Raw genomic sequence first — 17,822 nt, 5'->3', positions numbered from 1 at the left:
ACTATACCCGTCATCTTTCGAGTAAAAGCTTACGGCGCGGTGACTATCATTGCCACGCGGCGGTTCTCTGCCCGGCCTTTTGCGGTTCGATTATCAGCTACCGGTTCCAATTTCCCCCTGCCACGCACATCAATATTTGCCCTTGGAATACCGATGGTTGCCAGTGAATCAGCGACTGTTGCGGCTCGCTCGTAGGAGAGTTTCTGATTATAACTGTCTTGGCCAGTGGCATCAGTGTGCCCATCTACCCGTAAATGATTGATACCGACACTGTGCAATGCTTGGCCAATGTTCTGAACAGTTTGTACGCCGGATGAATTCAATTTCTTGACGTCACTGTCGAATAAAACTTTATTGGCTAATCCAAATTCCCAACCATTATCCGTTAATTTAAAGCCTTGCTCCTGTAATGCAGCAACTTGCTCTGGCGTCAGCCCCTGTGGTTTGGTCTGACAACCGGCTAATACCAGCAGAAAAAGTGCAAAAAAACCAATCCAAATGGGATTTCTCTGACGACGACTATTTAAACCCAGCATGTCACCTACCCTAAGATTTCTGTTGGAGAACGTTCTGTGTGAGTCAAGCCCGCCAGTTGCACGATACCTCGTTCAGAAGGGCGGAAACCTTTCTTTGCCTGATACATGGCTTCATCTGCTCGTTGTAATAACTCTTCCGGTGTTTGCGCATGGTCAGGATAGATAGCAATACCAATACTGAGTGAGGTCGTAATTTCACTCCCGTCGGCCAATATTATGGGGTGAGTCATACTCTCTATAATGTCCTCGGCGATGGTGAGAACATCGTGAGTATCATGAATCGGTGCCAATAATACCGCGAACTCATCGCCGCCTAAGCGAGCCACTAAATCGGACTCACGCAATAAAGCACGAATACGGTCGGCGATGGTTGTGAGCACGACATCACCCGCGGCATGACCATAGTTGTCATTAATCTCTTTAAAGCGATCACCATCAAGGAATAAAACGGCGGCGTGTTCGTTGGTTTTGCAATCTTTAAGTGTTCGCGTTAAACGGCCTTCAAAGAACGCGCGATTGGCCAAACCGGTGAGGCTATCATGGGCAGCTCGGTGTGCCAGTGAATCATTTTCTTGCGTTAAGTGCCGCTGCCAAACTTCAAGTTCTTCCAATAATCCATTGAAGTCATTACTTAATTCATTTAGCTCGGCAATTTGCGCCGAAGGCACACGTTGACCAAAGCTACGGTTACGGCTGACATTATGGGCCACTTCAGTGATTCGATTGAGCGAGCCAATAATGCCAAAAAGCATGCGACGCGACAGAAATAGCGCCACCGCCGAGCTGAGAATCAAGCAGATAAGTAGCCCGGCTAATCCTTGCAGCAGAAAACGCAGCAAGCTGCCACCATGGCCGACAATCACTATTCTGCCGATTTCATTACCCGCATGAACCATTGGCAGTACCACAGGTTCAGGCAGTGCCCAGCGAGCAACACTCTGCTCCATATAGTGTATCGGGCCATCGTCAGGCAGCGTCCAACTAGCGACTTCCCGGCCATTGGTATCTAAAATCTTGGCCTGCGCAATCTCTTCGTTTGCCGCAATCAGGGACAACGCTTCGTTAGCCACCACGGTATCGCCAAAAACAACTGCAGCTTCAGTGGTATAACTGATGGAGCGAGCAATTAAATGTAGGTTATGGTCAGCATAAACTCGTAATGCAAATAACGCCGCTAAGGTCAGGAAAATACCTGCCGTCGCCACCGACACAATAGCTACCGTTAAATGTATTTTGCCCAATACACGGCCCAGTGTGGGGAGCTTGGTCGTATTTGTTTGATTTTTTATCTGACTCGCAGATTTATTTTTTATTGAACTCATAATGCGTCAGCCTTTTTACGGGCAAGTTGCAACACGTTGGGATGAACTCTGACCCCACCGCGTGCTAATGCATCCATATTGACTTTGAAAGAGGCTTGCTTGTCTTCCAGTAGCAAACAAAATGCACTGCCCAAGGTGCATTCGTCATAATTTTCACTGATGGTAAGAACCGGATGCCCAGAGAGTTGGCTTGCCAGCTCCTGGCGTTGTTGCTCTCCAATAAGCCCCAAATAAACGACATCACAGTTGGTCGCTATTGAGTCATTGGGCAGTGAATAGCGCTGTGTTTTAATGGGATGATCAGTTTGCATTAATGCGGGATTAAACAGCTCTTCGGCATAATTTGTTGGAGCAACAACACATAAGCGAGTGACCGGTAGCGGCATAGGCCAGCGAGAATAACTGATAATCCCTAGCACCATTTTGGTGGCGGCATCACTACGGGTATGAACGAGCGTTTCACTGACATTATTGGCTGCCATTAAAGGCACAGAGGCGAATAACAGTGTGAGAAGTAAGAAACCGCAGACACAGGCCCTCCCGATACGCCGTGGCATAATCAGTTTGGACGAATAATTGCGCTTATCATTGCTGACGCCATTAATTGCGCAAGGTGAGGTGTTCATTTTTGCGCTTCCTGTAGGGCGATGAGGCTCACGTGTTCATTGCTACGGTCGAAGAATAAATTGCCGCGATGCTATTATAAGATTTAATTGGCGGAATAATAGCCGTATTATCGGCATGTTAGGATTTATCTTAAGAGTAATACCCAAAAGATTGACGATAAAAAAAGCCCGGCGGTTTTGCCGGGCTTTTTCGGTGGTGACTGATGAATATCAGGCTGGGCTTCTATGCGCGTTTAAAGCGCCCGATAACCCATTTTTCAACCTCAACGATCAGGAAGATCGCGATAGAAACTAGCAATGTCACACCCCAGTAATAAGCCGGTAATGGCTCAGTACCGAAAGCGGTATTCATAAACGGTAGATAGATAATGGCTAACTGCAATAGGATCAATACACCAGAGACTAACCAAAGCCCTTTGTTCACAAAGACTTCTTTGTTCAATGGGAATCTGTCCATGACGCGGCAGTTAAACATATAAATCCACTGCGCGGTCACCAGTGTTTGCATCAACACGGTACGGATAAACTCGGTGCTGTAACCGCGAGGTTCCATATAGGCTTCTAGGGCGAATGCACTACAAGCAATCAATGTACCTACAAACGCAATACGCCAGATGGCATGGCCGTCTAGCACGTGTTTTGATGGGTCACGTGGATTGCGGCGCATGATGCCTCTTTCTGCCGGTTCAAAGGCTAAACCGAAGGAAAGTGTGGTGGAGGTCGCCATGTTTATCCAGAGGATTTGCAATGGTGTCAATGGGATAACAGCACCCACCAATATTGCAAAGATAATTAATAACCCTTGCGCCAAGTTGGTCGGTAACACAAACAGGATGGTTTTCTTCAGGTTATCGTAAACACGACGGCCTTCTTCAACCGCGCTGGCAATGGTGGCGAAGTTATCATCTGAAAGCACCATATCGGCCGCTTCTTTGGTGACTTCGGTACCCTTGATACCCATGGCGATACCCACATCAGCCTGTTTCAGCGCTGGTGCATCGTTTACACCATCGCCGGTCATCCCAACGATTTCACCTTTCTCTTGTAGGGCTTTTACCAGACGCAGTTTATGTTCCGGGCTGGTACGGGCAAAAATATCATAACGAACGGCCGCTTCAGCCAGTTCCTTATCATCCATATGCTCCAACTGACCACCAGTAATGGAGTCTTTCCCATTCCCTATCCCCAGCATGGCACCAATCGCCATCGCCGTTTCCTGATGGTCGCCGGTTATCATCTTCACGCGAATACCGGCCTGCTGGCAGGTGGCAATGGCATCGATAGCTTCAGGGCGTGGTGGGTCCATCATGCCGGCAATACCGACAAACACCATTCCTTGCTGAATATCGCTGTGGCCTAGCTCGCTAATGGCTTGTTCTATTGGGCGGTAGGCAGCGGCAACCATACGCAAGCCTTGCTTGGCATAGCGCGCCATTTCGGCTTCCCAGTAATCACGACGGAATGGTGCAACACCGTTATCCGTCAGTTCTTGCTGGCAGAAGGTAAACAGCACATCAGGAGCACCCGTCAGGAAAATACTGTTTTCGGACTGAACTTGATGGCTGGTGGCCATGTATTTATAAGCTGAATCGAATGGAATTTTACCGTGTTGTGTCACCTGACCCAGCTCAATGCCGGATTTAGCTGCCAACACTTTCAGTGCGCCTTCAGTTGGCCCACCGGTAATGGTCCAGTGGCCTTGGTCATTCTTTTGAATCTGGCTGTCATTACATAGATTCACCGCGGTGATAAATGTTTTTAACGGCCCTTCAAGAGTGGCTTGCTGATCGCTGCCCTCAGGGTAAATATTGCCAACTGGCTCATAGCTTTCGCCTTCTACGCGGTAGCAATGCTCGGCCAGAATCACGGCTTTCACCGTCATTTCATTCATCGTCAGAGTACCGGTTTTATCGGAACAGACGACGGTCATAGCACCTAAAGTTTCTACCGTTGGTAGCTTGCGAATAATCGCGCGGTTACGCGCCATCGCTTGCACACCCAAGGACAGAATAATCGAAATAATGGCCGGTAGCCCTTCAGGAACGGATGCTACTGCCAAGCTTATCAAGGCCAATAACAGTTCATTGACAGGTAGGTCACGCAAGATAAAGGCGAAGACGAACAAGAAAGCCATCATAACCAGAATCAGAATGAAGATAGCTTTACCCAACCGGTCCATCTGTTGTAGCAGAGGGGTGCGGGTTGATTCGACTGTCGACATCATCTGGTTGATATGACCCAGCTCAGTGTCACCGCCACTGGCAATCACCAAGCCTTTCGCCGTACCCGCACTGATGGTGGTACCAGAGAACAGCAGGTTTTTGCGATCACCAATGACAGACTCATTTTCAATGACATCGATTTGCTTCTCAACGACGGTGGATTCACCGGTCAGAATAGCTTCTTCAATTTGGAGGTTGTGCGCTTCAAGTAGCCGTAAATCGGCAGGGATTTTGTCTCCAGGTTTCAAGGTAACGATATCACCCGGTACTAAATTTTGTGCGTCAATGGTTTGCGCGCTGCCATTACGAATAACGACAGCTTTACTGGAAAGCATGTTTTGAATGCTTTTCAGCGATTTCTCAGCCTTATTTTCTTGAACATAACCAATTAATGCATTAATGACAGCCACACAAAGGATAATAATAGTATCAACAGAGTGACCCATTAGACCTTTGACTAACGCCGCAGCCAATAAAATGTAAATCAGGACGTCATTAAAATGCGCTAAAAACTGAAGTAAAGGATGCTTACTTTTTTTGGCGGGAAGCGCATTAGGACCGTACTGTTTAAGACGTTCTTCTGCTTCTTGTTGAGTTAAACCTTCTTCGCGGCTATTTAAATGCTGCAAAGATTCTTCCGCAGTTAGCTGATACCAGGCCTTTCCCTCTGGGGGTTTCGCTCCGGATGTATGGTTTGATGAGTTTTGCATTGAAAGAACCTTCTTAAAAATTAATAAATCTGAAATCTATCTATCCATTTCATCTAAAATCATCGGACTATTTCACCGATACGGGGCAGAGAGAATAATCTTCTTTCTTCCATGAAAAGAGCCTGCTCCTTCATTATTTGATTTTTATTAAAAGACAAAAAAAATGATTCTGAATGATATATTTACAACAACATAGTTATATTAAGCAAGGATAGTAGATTTTTATCAAAATAGTGTCTTGATCTGAGATAATAAAGTCAGAACATTTAGTCGTAAATAATGGCTAACATAGTGAATAATAAGCCATTAAACACTGAACTATCTTGTCGGTTATCTTCCTTAAATTCCCTTAATTTAATCTATAGCCCGAAAAGATTAAGTTTCCCTATCTATTTGTACGTGTAATCGCTGGCTATCCGGTGAAACTCTTAGTTAGTATGTCCTGCTGCCGGAACTAATTATGACTATGCTAATCAGAAGTTGCGGTAAGTGAAATGCAGTAGCCAACAACCAGTGAGGAAACAGTGAGTATGTATAAGTGGCGATATCTGGCGATTGGCGTGTGTCTGATGACGACTTCAGGAGTTGCATCCGCAGACTCTATTGATGCCCAACGGCAACGCTATCAACAAGTTAAACAGGCTTGGGACAGCAATCAGATGGATACCGTGGCGCAGTTGATGCCGACGCTACGTGACTATCCACTGTACCCGTATCTGGAATACCGCCAGCTAACACAAGATTTAAGTCAGGTCAGTGCGGCGCAAGTGAACGATTTTCTGAGTCGTAATCCCACATTACCTCCTGCAAGCTCGCTGTCATCCCGGTTTGTGAATGAGCTAGCGCGTCGTGAAGATTGGCGCGGGTTATTGGCATTCAGTCCGCAAGCTCCAAAACCGGCTGCGGCCCGCTGTAACTATTACTATGCCAAATGGGCCACAGGCGAGCAGCAAGCGGCTTGGGATGGTGCCAGCGAGATCTGGCTTAACGGTCAGGCGCTACCCAGTAGCTGCGATAAATTATTCAGTGTTTGGCAGCAAGCCGGGCACCAAACCCCTTTGGCGACACTGGCGCGTATGAAGCTGGCCCTAAAAGAGGGCAATGCCAGTCTGGTGAGTTATTTACTCAAACAATTGCCTGCAGATTATCAGACCATGGGTACCGCACTGGCGAAATTGCAAAGTGATCCAGCCAGTGTCGAAAGTTTTGCTCGTACAGTCGGGCCGACAGATTTCACGCGTTCAGCCACCATTATTGCCTTTACACGATTGGCGCGGCAGGACGTGGAAAATGCGTGGGCAATGATACCGACGTTGGCGCGGTTACAAAAAATGAGTGACAGCGAGAAGCTGGAGTTGGAAGAAGCGGTGGCTTGGCGATTGATGGGCAATGATGCGACTTACGATCAGGCTAAATGGCGGGATCAGGTCACTTTACGCAGCCATTCAACCCCATTACTGGAACGTCGTATTCGCATGTCTTTGGGCAGTGGTGATCGCCAAGGGTTAGCCACTTGGATGGCTCGCCTACCTGCAGAAGCGCAAAATAAAGATGAATGGCGCTACTGGCGGGCTTCGTTGTTGTTGGAGCAAGGTAAGAAAGCGGAGGGCGAGGCTATTTTACGTAGCCTGATGCAGGAGCGCGGTTTTTATCCGATGGTTGCTGCCCAAAAACTGGGGGTTCCTTATCCCATTAATGTTGAGGTTGCCACCAAGCCCGATGCTTCGCTGGCACAGCGGCCAGAAATCGCCCGAGTGCGTGAGTTAATGTATTGGAATATGGATAATCTGGCCCGCAGCGAATGGAGCTATCTGGTTGCCAGCCGCAGCAAGCCGGAACAGGAAGCCTTAGCGCGTTACGCGTTTAACCAAAAGTGGGCGGATTTGAGTGTTCAGGCGACTATCGTGGCTAAATTATGGGACCATCTGGAAGAGCGCTTCCCTCTGGCATGGCCGAAAGAATTCCGTCGGGCGACGGAAGGTAAAGGAATAACGCCAAGTTATGCTATGGCGATTGCGCGTCAGGAAAGTGCCTGGAATCCGAAAGCACAATCACCGGTCGGGGCGTCAGGTCTGATGCAGGTGATGCCGCGAACTGCGGAGCATACGGTCAAGTTGAATAACATCTCTGGTTACGTCAACAGCAGCCAGTTGCTTGACCCCATCACCAACATTGAAATTGGCACCAGCTACTTGGAAGAGGTGTATCAGCAATTTGGCCGTAATCGTATTTTATCCAGTGCGGCCTATAATGCCGGTCCATCGCGAGTCAATACATGGTTAGGTAATAGTGGCGGGCAGGTGGATGCCGTGGCCTTTATTGAAAGCATTCCTTTCTCCGAAACCCGTGGCTACGTAAAAAACGTATTGGCCTATGATGCCTTTTATCGCCACTTTATGAATCGCCCAGCGAAGGTGTTGAGTGATGCTGAGTGGCAGCGGCGCTATTAATTCCCCTTCGTCCTTGAAGACACCGGGGGCTAGCGGCGCGCACTTACCCGAATCATTGCTTATCGGCGCCTGGCTGTGGCGTCAAGGACTTTGGGTATAAGTGAGGTTATGGTATGCTGCTGTACTAGTTAAATAGTATGGCTGCATATCATGACAAAACTACGATTGACGGATCCGAATCTGTCGACTGAAGATAATCAGCACTGGCTGACTTTCGTTGCGCTGCTGCAAGACGCCATTGCGCAAGACCTCCATCTGCCCCTGTTACAACTGATGCTGACGCCAGATGAGCGTACAGCGTTGGGAACCCGTGTGCGTATTATTGAAGAGTTAATGCGTGGGGAGTTGAGCCAGCGTGAACTGAAAAATCAATTGGGTGCGGGTATTGCAACCATCACCCGTGGTTCAAATAGTCTGAAAGCTGCCCCTCCAGAGTTGAAAAGCTGGCTAGAGGCGCAGTTATTGACAGACACAAAATAAGCCGCTCTTACTGTTTCGGGCGCTGGTAAATTTCATTATGAAACGGCACCAGTGCCAGCAGCAGTGCCTGATGATAGACACTGGTACGGGTCAGTTTGCCATCGGTAAAAATACCAATCGCACCGCCCTGATGTTTTACATTCGATATCCCCGTTAAATCTGCCATTTCGTCGCCCAGCTCACGGCCTTGGCGAATTCCTTGCAATATACTCTCGGGCAACATCAAGCTGGCAGAGCGCGATTCTCCTCGCAGCTGTAAGTGTTCAATTACCATCCATGCAAAGGTCATATTATCTTCAATGCCGGCTTCAACTCCGACCCAAAAATCAGCCTCAGGGCGTAACTGACGTGCATTGCTCACTCGCTGTCTGGCACCTGAGCGTGTCTCGGTGCTGCCTATCGGTTGCAGGGGAACACCGCTATCAACATTAATACCTTCAATGTGATAGTTGCCGGGGCCATAAACATCATCAAACGCGAGGCTAATAGCCTTAATCTTTGCAGGGTTGGTAGTTGCGGCAACAACATGGTACATAATAAGTCTCAGAATAGATTTAATAGGTTTGGCGTATATTTCACGCAGTATAACGGAAAAATGACATGCTACAGGTATATCTCGTGCGCCACGGCGAAACCGTATGGAACGCATCGCGCCAGATTCAGGGCCAATCAGACAGCCCACTGACCGATACGGGTCTACGTCAGGCGCACTTGGTTGCGCAACGAGTTCGCAGCCAAGGCATCACCCATATTATCACCAGCGACCTAGGGCGTACCCAGCAAACGGCAAAAATCATTGCTGATGCTTGTGGGTTGAAAATAGTGACGGACCCGCGTCTGCGCGAGCTGAATATGGGGGTGCTGGAAACGCGTCCGATTGAAAGCCTAACGCCAGAAGAAGAACAATGGCGCAAGCAGATGGTCAACGGCACCGAAGGGGGGCGAATTCCTCAAGGGGAGTCGATGACAGAACTTGGGGGGAGGATGCGTGCAGCACTGGATAGCTGTTTAGAGCTTCCTGCTGGCAGCAAGCCGCTGTTGGTGAGCCATGGTATGGCGTTGGGGTGCTTACTGAGTACGTTGCTTGGATTACCCGCTTACGCTGAACGGCGATTGCGTTTGCGCAACTGTTCACTATCACGTGTCGATTATCAGGAAAGCCCGTGGTTAGCGTCTGGATGGGTCATTGAAAGTGCTGGCGATACCGCCCACTTGGATATGCCAGCACTTGACGAACTACAGCGTTAACGCCTGATTGGAATGAGATATTCACACTTCAGTGTGGCCGGAGGCCCCTCTTTCGGCCGCCCCTGAGGGAAGAACCGTTCAATATCGTACCCACGTCTACGGGTCAACTCTAATTGCGGCAAGCAGGTGCCGTAGAGGGTCAGAATAAAATTCTGCAACCCTTCCGATGGTCCGTCATAACTGAACTGCACATATTCGCCACCCTGTAAGATAACGGGTTGTCCTTCCTGCACATTGCTCGGTACATGTTGTGGTTCGATGGCTGTAGTGTAGAAAATTTCTTGCTCATCATCCTTTTCCTGATTTGGCCGGGAATGATGTAAGCCATAGAGCACCGGCGGCACTTGATCGGCACCACCAAGATATTGTTGCCAGAAATGAGTCCGTAATTCAGTACGATGAGTCGATATTTGCTCAAGCGTACAGGAATAACTTTGCGTCAACCCCACCAGATGTTGCTCAGGTAAGGTAATGAACTCAGGCTGAGGTAAGGTATATTCCCCCAACCGGATAGGCGGACATATCCCCGCTGAATGCCAATCTTCCGCCCGGCGGTATAGCGCAGGTGTTTGCGCAAACTGTTTCTTAAAGGCTCGGGTAAAAGTTTGCTGTGAGTCAAAGCGATATTGCAAAGCAATATCCAGAATAGGTCGGCTGGTTAATCGTAATGCAACAGCGGCTTTAGACAGCCTTCTGGCACGGATATAAGCACCGATAGCATTCCCGGTGACATCCTTGAACATTCGCTGTAAATGCCATTTTGAATAGCCGGCTTTGGCAGCGACATTGTCCAATGCTAAAGGCTGGTCTAAATGACTTTCTAGCCAGCTAAGCAAATCACGAATGATACTGGCTTGATCCATAGATCTTCCTCGTAAAGCGGCCTAAATTTAGGGTATTAGTAATTTCAAAAGAATAGCTCTGGCGCATAGTAGCAACTTTTTATGTTTCCGACTGCTTAAGAATTTACTGGCATTGTGTGTTAAAAAAGTATCGAAGATTTAAAAAATGGCTTTTTAACGAATGTTTTATTATTCGTTAAAATATTTAACGTTGAATAACGTTATTCAACGTCATGGAGTAAGTGTATGAAAAAAAATTGGATATTCCTTGGTTGCGTGCTTTCTTTTGGGGCAATAACCGCCCATGCGGAGGAAATTGGCTCCGTTGATACGGTGTTTAAGTTACTGGGGCCAGACCATAAAATCGTGGTTGAAGCCTTCGATGACCCTGATGTTAAAAATGTAACTTGTTATATCAGCCGGGCAAAAACGGGGGGTATCAAAGGGGGATTGGGGCTGGCAGAGGATACGTCTGATGCCGCAATTTCTTGTCAGCAAGTCGGGCCAATTGAGTTAAGCGAGAAAATTAAGAATAGAAAATCTGACGGCTCAGTGGTTTTCCAAAAGCGGACATCATTGGTCTTTAAAAAGCTACAGGTGGTTCGTTTCTATGACCCAAAACGTAATGCTTTAGTTTATCTCACTTACTCCGATAGAATTGTCGACGGTTCACCGAAAAACGCGTTAAGCGCGGTGCCGATTATGCCGTGGCGTGAACAGTAGAAAAGTAAAAAGCCAGCATTTGCAGCTGGCTTTTTTATTGTAGACGGCTGGCAGAGGCTTACTCTTCCAGGTCACCACAGAAACGATAACCTTCACCGTGGATAGTGGCGATGATTTCAGGTGTGTCCGGTGTAGATTCGAAATGCTTACGAATACGACGGATAGTGACGTCAACAGTACGGTCATGCGGTTTCAGCTCACGGCCAGTCATTTTCTTCAGTAATTCACCGCGGGATTGAATTTTGCCCGGGTTTTCACAGAAGTGCAGCATGGCACGGAATTCACTGCGTGGCAGTTTATAATGCTCGCCAGCAGGGCTGATCAGTGAGCGGCTATTGATATCCAGCTCCCAACCATTGAATTTATAGCTCTCAACCAGACGACGTTCTTCACCTACGCTACCCAAATTCATGGTGCGTGACAGCAGGTTACGTGCCCGAATAGTTAATTCGCGCGGATTGAAAGGTTTGGTGATGTAATCATCAGCACCAATTTCCAAGCCAAGTATTTTATCGACTTCGTTATCACGACCAGTCAGGAACATTAGGGCAACACTTGCTTGTTCACGAAGTTCTCGTGCTAGCAACAGGCCATTTTTGCCCGGCAGATTGATGTCCATGATAACTAAGTTGATATCATTCTCAGACAGAATGTGGTGCATTTCTGCGCCATCATTAGCCTCATGAACAACATAGCCTTCCGCCTCGAAAATGCTCTTCAGGGTGTTACGAGTAACGATCTCGTCTTCTACGATCAGAATGTGCGGGGTCTGCATGTTTGCTACCTAAAATTGCCAACAAATAGAAATAGGAAGTACAGAAGTCTTTGTTATATTAGGATTTTTATTGACTAATTACTCGTCATCCCGTTCATCACATGACTAAAGTACGTAAACGCGTTCTTGATGCACTTTCCATCAACGTCAACAACATCACTAGCTTGGTCGGGGTGTTACTCCCTACAGCCCCAAAGGTGACAAAAGCGGCGCATATCCTAACCCTATTAACAGCAATATAACAGTGTGAGCCGAATCTACCACCCAACAAAACTACGCTTTGTTGACATATATCAATTTCAATTGTAGCACGTTAACACTTTTGTGAAAAAGACTTACAAGAATACCAGCTTAAGCGATAGTTGGTTAAATTATGTGATCGATTCAGTGTTATTAATATTAAAAATTAAGTGTCAGACGTAACAAAAAAATGACTTTTCTAATCTGTTGATTTTTATTGTTTAAAATCAATATTCTTTCGACATAAAGCCAATGAGGCTATTTTTCTTGCCAGCGGTCTATTTCGTCTAGAAGCATAAGAAGAATTATCACTAATGTTGGTGAAATGTAAAGAGAAGTGACGAAGTTTTCATTTTTGTTGTGTTTTGTATCATTTAGGCGAGTGACGAGCCGGTAAATGAATATTTTTCTCTTCATTTAAATTTTTACTCTGCAGATTCACATCAATGATCGGCCTGCATATCTGATGCTATTAAGATAAAAAAGTATTGAAGCTATTTATAGTGAGTAAAGGGAATTTTATGGTTTTATTCTCTGGGAATTAACCCGCAATTTTATTCACCCTCGCTGATAATGCTCTCTGAAATAGACGATTACTCATTATGGAGCAGTTAATTTTTTTGTGTTGGCGGATGAAAAAATTTGACTTGAGAGGACGATTGCTTTAACCAATAGAGGGAGAACTTTATTTATGAGACAGACAAACGACATGCGATACATCAGCCTGAACACAACGATTATTACCACCACCGAAACCACAGGTTACGGGGCGGGCTGACGCGTACAGGAAACAACAGAAAAAAGCCCGCACCTAGACAGTGCGGGCTTTTTTTTTCAATTAAATCTTTGCAAAAAAGTTTGCGATAAAAATAGCGCGAAAGCGGGAGAGAATCAGAAATGCGAGTGCTGAAATTTGGCGGGACATCAGTAGCAAATGCAGAACGCTTTATGCGTGTTGCCGATATCATTGAAAATAATGCGCGTCAGGGACAGGTGGCTACAGTGTTGTCCGCTCCTGCAAAAATTACGAATCATCTGGTTGCGATGATCGACAAAATGGTCGCAGGGCAAGATATCTCGCCAAATATCAGCGATGCAGAGCGAATTTTTGCCGAGTTATTACGTGGGTTAGCTGATGTTCAACCCGGCTTTGATTATGAGCGTTTAAAAGCGTTGGTTGCGCATGAATTTGCGCAACTCAAGCATGTTCTGCACGGCATCTCACTACTGGGTCAATGCCCGGACAGTATCAATGCTGCCATCATCTGCCGTGGCGAAAAACTCTCCATTGCTATCATGGAAGCTGTGTTCCAAGCCAAAGGTTATCAAGTTAGCGTAATTGATCCGGTCGAAAAATTGCTGGCTCATGGGCACTATCTTGAGTCCACGGTTGATATCACTGAGTCTACCCGCCGTATTGGTTCGAGTGCTATTCCTACTGACCATATTATCCTGATGGCAGGTTTCACCGCCGGTAATGATAAAGGTGAACTGGTAGTACTGGGACGTAATGGTTCTGACTATTCTGCTGCTGCGTTAGCTGCGTGTTTGCGCGCCGATTGTTGTGAAATCTGGACGGATGTCGATGGGGTCTATACTTGTGACCCGCGTGTTGTTCCCGATGCGCGATTGTTGAAATCGATGTCATATCAAGAGGCCATGGAGCTTTCCTATTTTGGTGCCTCAGTTCTTCACCCCCGCACTATTGCTCCCATCGCCCAGTTCCAAATTCCTTGTCTGATTAAAAATACCTCGAATCCACAAGCTCCCGGTACCTTGATTGGTGGCGAAAGCAGTGACGATGGTTTCCCGGTTAAGGGCATCACCAATCTGAATAACATGGCGATGATTAACGTTTCAGGCCCAGGCATGAAAGGGATGGTTGGCATGGCTGCCCGCGTTTTCGCGGTGATGTCACGCAGTGGGATTTCAGTGGTACTGATTACTCAGTCGTCTTCTGAATACAGCATCAGCTTCTGTGTGCCGCAGTCAGAGCTATCTCGCGCTAGTCGAGCATTGGAGGAAGAGTTTTATCTGGAGCTAAAAGACGGTTTGCTGGACCCACTAGATGTGATGGAGCATCTGGCGATCATTTCAGTCGTCGGCGATGGCATGCGCACCCTTCGAGGGATTTCGGCTCGTTTCTTCTCGGCACTGGCTCGTGCCAATATCAACATCATCGCGATTGCTCAAGGTTCATCCGAGCGCTCTATTTCGGTGGTGGTCAGTAATGATGCCGTTACCACTGGCGTGCGTGTTTGTCACCAGATGCTGTTCAATACCGATCAGGTCATTGAAGTGTTTGTCATCGGCGTTGGTGGGGTAGGCGGGGCATTAATCGAGCAAATCTATCGTCAACAGCCGTGGCTGAAGCAGCGCCATATCGATTTGCGTGTGTGCGGTATTGCCAATTCCAAAGCCATGCTGACCAATGTGCACGGTATTGAGCTGGACAACTGGCGTCACGAGCTGGCTGAAGTGAAAGAGCCATTTAACTTGAGTCGCCTGATTCGTCTGGTGAAAGAGTACCATTTGCTCAACCCGGTGATTGTTGATTGTACCTCCAGTCAGGCCGTTGCTGATCAATATGCTGATTTCCTGGCGGATGGCTTCCATGTTGTGACACCAAACAAAAAAGCCAATACCTCATCAATGAATTACTACCGTCAGATGCGTGCGGCGGCGGCAAAATCTTGTCGTAAATTCTTGTATGACACCAACGTGGGTGCAGGTTTGCCAGTCATTGAAAACTTACAGAATCTACTTAATGCGGGTGATGAACTGATGCGTTTCTCTGGCATTCTGTCAGGTTCGCTCTCCTTTATCTTCGGTAAGCTGGATGAAGGGATGACATTGTCAGAGGCGACGTTGCAAGCTAAGGCCATGGGCTATACCGAACCGGACCCACGCGATGACCTTTCTGGGATGGATGTAGCCCGTAAATTGTTGATCTTGGCCCGTGAAGCAGGGTACAAACTTGAACTGGCCGATATTGAGGTTGAGTCTGTTCTGCCGGCAAGTTTTGATGCATCGGGTGACGTTGATAGCTTCCTTGCCCGGTTGCCATCGCTGGATGCCGAGTTTGCCCGTTTAGTGGCTGATGCCAGCGAGCAGGGCAAAGTGCTGCGCTATGTTGGCGTTATTGAGGAAGGGCGTTGTATTGTTCGGATGGATGCCGTTGATGGTAACGATCCGCTATATAAAGTTAAAAATGGTGAGAATGCGTTGGCCTTCTACACCCACTATTATCAGCCAATTCCGTTGGTGCTTCGCGGATACGGCGCGGGTAATGACGTGACAGCAGCCGGGGTATTCGCCGATCTTTTACGCACATTATCATGGAAGTTGGGAGTTTAAATATGGTTAAGATCTATGCTCCGGCATCGATTGGCAATGTTAGCGTCGGGTTTGATGTGCTGGGGGCTGCGGTTTCGCCGATTGACGGCACCCTACTGGGTGATTGCGTCAGTGTGACGGCGGCAGAGCGTTTCAGCCTGCGCAATGAAGGCCGTTTTGTTAGTAAACTGCCTGACGACCCGAAAGAAAACATTGTTTATCAATGCTGGGCGCGTTTTTGCCAAGAGATTGGTCAAGAGATCCCCGTGGCGATGGTACTGGAAAAGAACATGCCGATTGGCTCAGGGCTAGGGTCTAGCGCCTGTTCAGTCGTCGCCGGTTTGATGGCGATGAACGAGTTCTGTGGCCAGCCGTTGGATAAAGTCACCTTGCTCGGTCTGATGGGTGAACTGGAAGGGCGGGTATCGGGTAGTGTTCATTTTGATAATGTTGCGCCGTGCTATTTGGGCGGAATGCAATTAATTCTTGAGCAGGATGGCTATATCAGCCAAGAGGTGCCCAGCTTTGATGATTGGCTGTGGGTGATGGCATATCCGGGCATTAAAGTTTCTACTGCGCAAGCACGGGCGATTCTACCTGCGCAATATCGCCGCCAAGATTGCATCACGCACGGGCGCAATGTCGCAGGGTTCATTCATGCCTGCCACACTCAGCAACCTGATTTAGCCGCTAAAATGATGAAAGATGTCATCGCCGAGCCTTATCGCACCCAATTGCTACCGGGCTTTGCGGCTGCCCGGCAAGCTGCGCAGGATATCGGCGCATTGGCTTGTGGTATTTCCGGCTCTGGCCCGACCCTGTTTGCTGTCTGTGATGATAGCGAAACCGCACAGCGCATGGCGAGCTGGCTACAAAATCATTACCTACAAAACGACGAAGGTTTTGTTCATATTTGCCGTCTGGATACTGCCGGCGCACGACTACTGGGATAACGCATGAAACTGTATAACCTTAAAGATCACAACGAACAGGTCAGCTTCGCTCAAGCGATCAAACAGGGGCTGGGCAAACAGCAGGGGCTTTTCTTTCCGCTGGAGTTGCCGGAGTTTGAACTGACCGAAATTGATAAATTGCTGGATCTGGATTTTGTTACACGTAGTAGCCGCATTTTATCTGCTTTTATCGGCAGTGAAATTGCCCCTGAGGTTTTAACCAAACGCGTACAGGCGGCTTTTGAGTTTCCGGCACCGGTAGCGCAGGTTGAGAATGATATCGCCGCACTGGAGCTGTTCCACGGCCCGACACTGGCATTCAAAGACTTTGGCGCACGTTTTATGGCGCAAATGTTGGCCGAAGTAGCCGGTGATCAGCCAGTCACTATCTTAACTGCAACTTCTGGCGACACGGGAGCGGCGGTTGCGCATGCATTTTATGGTCTGAAAAACGTACGCGTGGTTATTCTCTATCCGCGTGGCAAAATCAGTCCACTGCAAGAAAAACTGTTCTGCACATTGGGTGGCAATATTCACACCGTAGCTATTGATGGCGATTTTGATGCCTGCCAGGCTCTGGTAAAGCAAGCCTTTGATGATGAAGAGTTAAAGCAGGAATTGAGCCTGAACTCTGCGAACTCAATCAATATCAGCCGCTTGCTGGCGCAGATTTGCTATTACTTTGAAGCGGTCGCTCAATTGCCACAAGAGGCACGCAATCAACTGGTTATCTCGGTGCCAAGTGGTAATTTTGGTGACTTAACGGCGGGCCTGCTAGCAAAATCCTTAGGGTTACCGGTAAAACGCTTTATTGCAGCAACCAATGCCAATGACACGGTGCCGCGCTTCTTGGTTAATGGGCAGTGGCAACCTAAGCCGACGGTGGCGACGTTATCAAATGCGATGGATGTCAGCCAGCCAAATAACTGGCCACGCGTTGAAGAACTCTATCGTCGTAAAATCTGGCAGTTAAAAGATTTGGGCCACGGCGCGGTCAGTGATGCGGTCACCAAAGACACGATGCGTGAGCTGGCGGGGTTGGGCTATATTTCAGAACCCCATGCCGCTATTGCCTACCGAGTTTTGCGTGACCAATTGCAGGATGGTGAATTCGGGTTGTTTATCGGTACTGCCCACCCGGCGAAATTCAAAGAGAGTGTAGAAGAGATTCTCGGGCAGGAGTTGCCGTTACCAAAACCATTGGCAGTACGTGCGCAGTTGCCTCTGCTATCCCATGATCTGTCGGCAGATTTTGCAGATTTACGTGGTTTCTTGATGGCTTTGCCAAAGTAGTTTTTATCTATTTTTAGTTAAAAATAATAGATTAGGGTGCGGTTGTTAAGTGTGGGCCACTGTTTC

Annotated in this window: 15 protein-coding genes, 1 pseudogene and 1 other annotated feature; of the genes and pseudogenes, 9 read left to right on the top strand and 7 right to left on the bottom strand. The window is 47.8% G+C overall.

Features of this window, described 5'->3' with window-relative positions:
- Positions 1 to 29 precede the first annotated feature (29 nt).
- From ACIOG0_RS18500 to ACIOG0_RS18485, 4 genes are all read right to left on the bottom strand, one after another.
- Positions 30 to 536 (bottom strand): OmpA family protein, encoded by a 507-nt coding sequence (locus ACIOG0_RS18500; protein WP_050140881.1) that lies wholly within the window; start codon positions 534 to 536, stop codon positions 30 to 32.
- Between the two features lie 5 nt (positions 537 to 541).
- Positions 542 to 1,858: a diguanylate cyclase domain-containing protein gene (locus tag ACIOG0_RS18495; RefSeq protein ID WP_050100098.1), complete on the bottom strand. Its 1,317-nt coding sequence runs from the start codon at positions 1,856 to 1,858 to the stop codon at positions 542 to 544.
- Positions 1,855 to 2,484, bottom strand: a complete 630-nt coding sequence (locus ACIOG0_RS18490) for a YfiR family protein (RefSeq protein WP_050100099.1) — start codon at positions 2,482 to 2,484, stop codon at positions 1,855 to 1,857. The genes ACIOG0_RS18495 and ACIOG0_RS18490 overlap by 4 nt, the downstream gene beginning before the upstream one ends.
- 223 nt (positions 2,485 to 2,707) lie before the next feature.
- The gene (locus ACIOG0_RS18485) at positions 2,708 to 5,416 is read right to left on the bottom strand and encodes a cation-transporting P-type ATPase (RefSeq protein WP_050100100.1); all 2,709 of its coding nucleotides are present in this window, start codon (positions 5,414 to 5,416) and stop codon (positions 2,708 to 2,710) included.
- Between the two features lie 530 nt (positions 5,417 to 5,946).
- On the opposite strand from ACIOG0_RS18485, the gene sltY reads away from it, so the two are divergent.
- Complete coding sequence (gene sltY, locus ACIOG0_RS18480) at positions 5,947 to 7,866, top strand: murein transglycosylase (RefSeq protein ID WP_128451296.1); 1,920 nt, start codon at positions 5,947 to 5,949, stop codon at positions 7,864 to 7,866.
- Between the two features lie 171 nt (positions 7,867 to 8,037).
- Positions 8,038 to 8,346, top strand: a pseudogene (gene trpR, locus ACIOG0_RS18475) (trp operon repressor); the annotation flags it as partial.
- A gap of 7 nt (positions 8,347 to 8,353) precedes the next feature.
- Here trpR and yjjX read toward each other — a convergent pair.
- Positions 8,354 to 8,881, bottom strand: a complete 528-nt coding sequence (yjjX, locus tag ACIOG0_RS18470) for an inosine/xanthosine triphosphatase (protein ID WP_128451295.1) — start codon at positions 8,879 to 8,881, stop codon at positions 8,354 to 8,356.
- Positions 8,882 to 8,946: 65 nt separating this feature from the next.
- Between yjjX and gpmB the strand changes: the two genes are divergently transcribed.
- Complete coding sequence (gpmB, locus tag ACIOG0_RS18465; RefSeq protein ID WP_050100107.1) at positions 8,947 to 9,594, top strand: 2,3-diphosphoglycerate-dependent phosphoglycerate mutase GpmB; 648 nt, start codon at positions 8,947 to 8,949, stop codon at positions 9,592 to 9,594.
- Here the strand turns inward: gpmB and robA are convergent.
- On the bottom strand, positions 9,591 to 10,457 hold the full coding sequence (gene robA, locus ACIOG0_RS18460; protein WP_050100110.1) for an MDR efflux pump AcrAB transcriptional activator RobA: 867 nt from the start codon (positions 10,455 to 10,457) through the stop codon (positions 9,591 to 9,593). The two genes, gpmB and robA, sit on opposite strands and share 4 nt — an antisense overlap.
- Positions 10,458 to 10,682: 225 nt before the next feature.
- Between robA and creA the strand changes: the two genes are divergently transcribed.
- Complete coding sequence (gene creA / locus ACIOG0_RS18455; RefSeq protein ID WP_050100111.1) at positions 10,683 to 11,159, top strand: protein CreA; 477 nt, start codon at positions 10,683 to 10,685, stop codon at positions 11,157 to 11,159.
- 58 nt (positions 11,160 to 11,217) lie between these two features.
- Here creA and arcA read toward each other — a convergent pair whose 3' ends face one another.
- On the bottom strand, positions 11,218 to 11,934 hold the full coding sequence (gene arcA, locus ACIOG0_RS18450) for a two-component system response regulator ArcA (protein WP_004706052.1): 717 nt from the start codon (positions 11,932 to 11,934) through the stop codon (positions 11,218 to 11,220).
- A 101-nt stretch (positions 11,935 to 12,035) separates the two neighbouring features.
- Between arcA and ACIOG0_RS18445 the strand changes: the two genes are divergently transcribed.
- From ACIOG0_RS18445 to thrC, 5 genes are all read left to right on the top strand, one after another.
- Positions 12,036 to 12,176, top strand: coding sequence for a hypothetical protein (locus ACIOG0_RS18445; protein WP_004706054.1), 141 nt, complete (start codon positions 12,036 to 12,038; stop codon positions 12,174 to 12,176).
- Positions 12,177 to 12,865: 689 nt separating this feature from the next.
- Positions 12,866 to 12,952: a thr operon leader peptide gene (thrL, locus tag ACIOG0_RS18440; RefSeq protein WP_404705058.1), complete on the top strand. Its 87-nt coding sequence runs from the start codon at positions 12,866 to 12,868 to the stop codon at positions 12,950 to 12,952.
- Positions 12,891 to 13,009: a sequence feature (Thr leader region), on the top strand. It overlaps the preceding gene by 62 nt.
- 62 nt (positions 13,010 to 13,071) lie before the next feature.
- Positions 13,072 to 15,531 carry a bifunctional aspartate kinase/homoserine dehydrogenase I gene (gene thrA, locus ACIOG0_RS18435; protein WP_050100112.1) on the top strand — a complete coding sequence of 820 codons (2,460 nt, stop codon included), beginning with the start codon at positions 13,072 to 13,074 and terminating at the stop codon, positions 15,529 to 15,531.
- Between the two features lie 2 nt (positions 15,532 to 15,533).
- The gene (gene thrB / locus ACIOG0_RS18430; RefSeq protein WP_050100113.1) at positions 15,534 to 16,463 is read left to right on the top strand and encodes a homoserine kinase; all 930 of its coding nucleotides are present in this window, start codon (positions 15,534 to 15,536) and stop codon (positions 16,461 to 16,463) included.
- Positions 16,464 to 16,466: 3 nt separating this feature from the next.
- Positions 16,467 to 17,756, top strand: a complete 1,290-nt coding sequence (gene thrC / locus ACIOG0_RS18425; protein ID WP_050100114.1) for a threonine synthase — start codon at positions 16,467 to 16,469, stop codon at positions 17,754 to 17,756.
- The last annotated feature ends 66 nt before the right edge of the window (positions 17,757 to 17,822 follow it).

The sequence above is a fragment of the Yersinia vastinensis genome (genome assembly GCF_044905075.1).
Lineage (GTDB): Bacteria > Pseudomonadota > Gammaproteobacteria > Enterobacterales > Enterobacteriaceae > Yersinia > Yersinia vastinensis.
The sequence above is the reverse complement of the archived record's forward strand: the minus strand, read 5'-3'. Positions and strand labels throughout refer to the sequence as shown.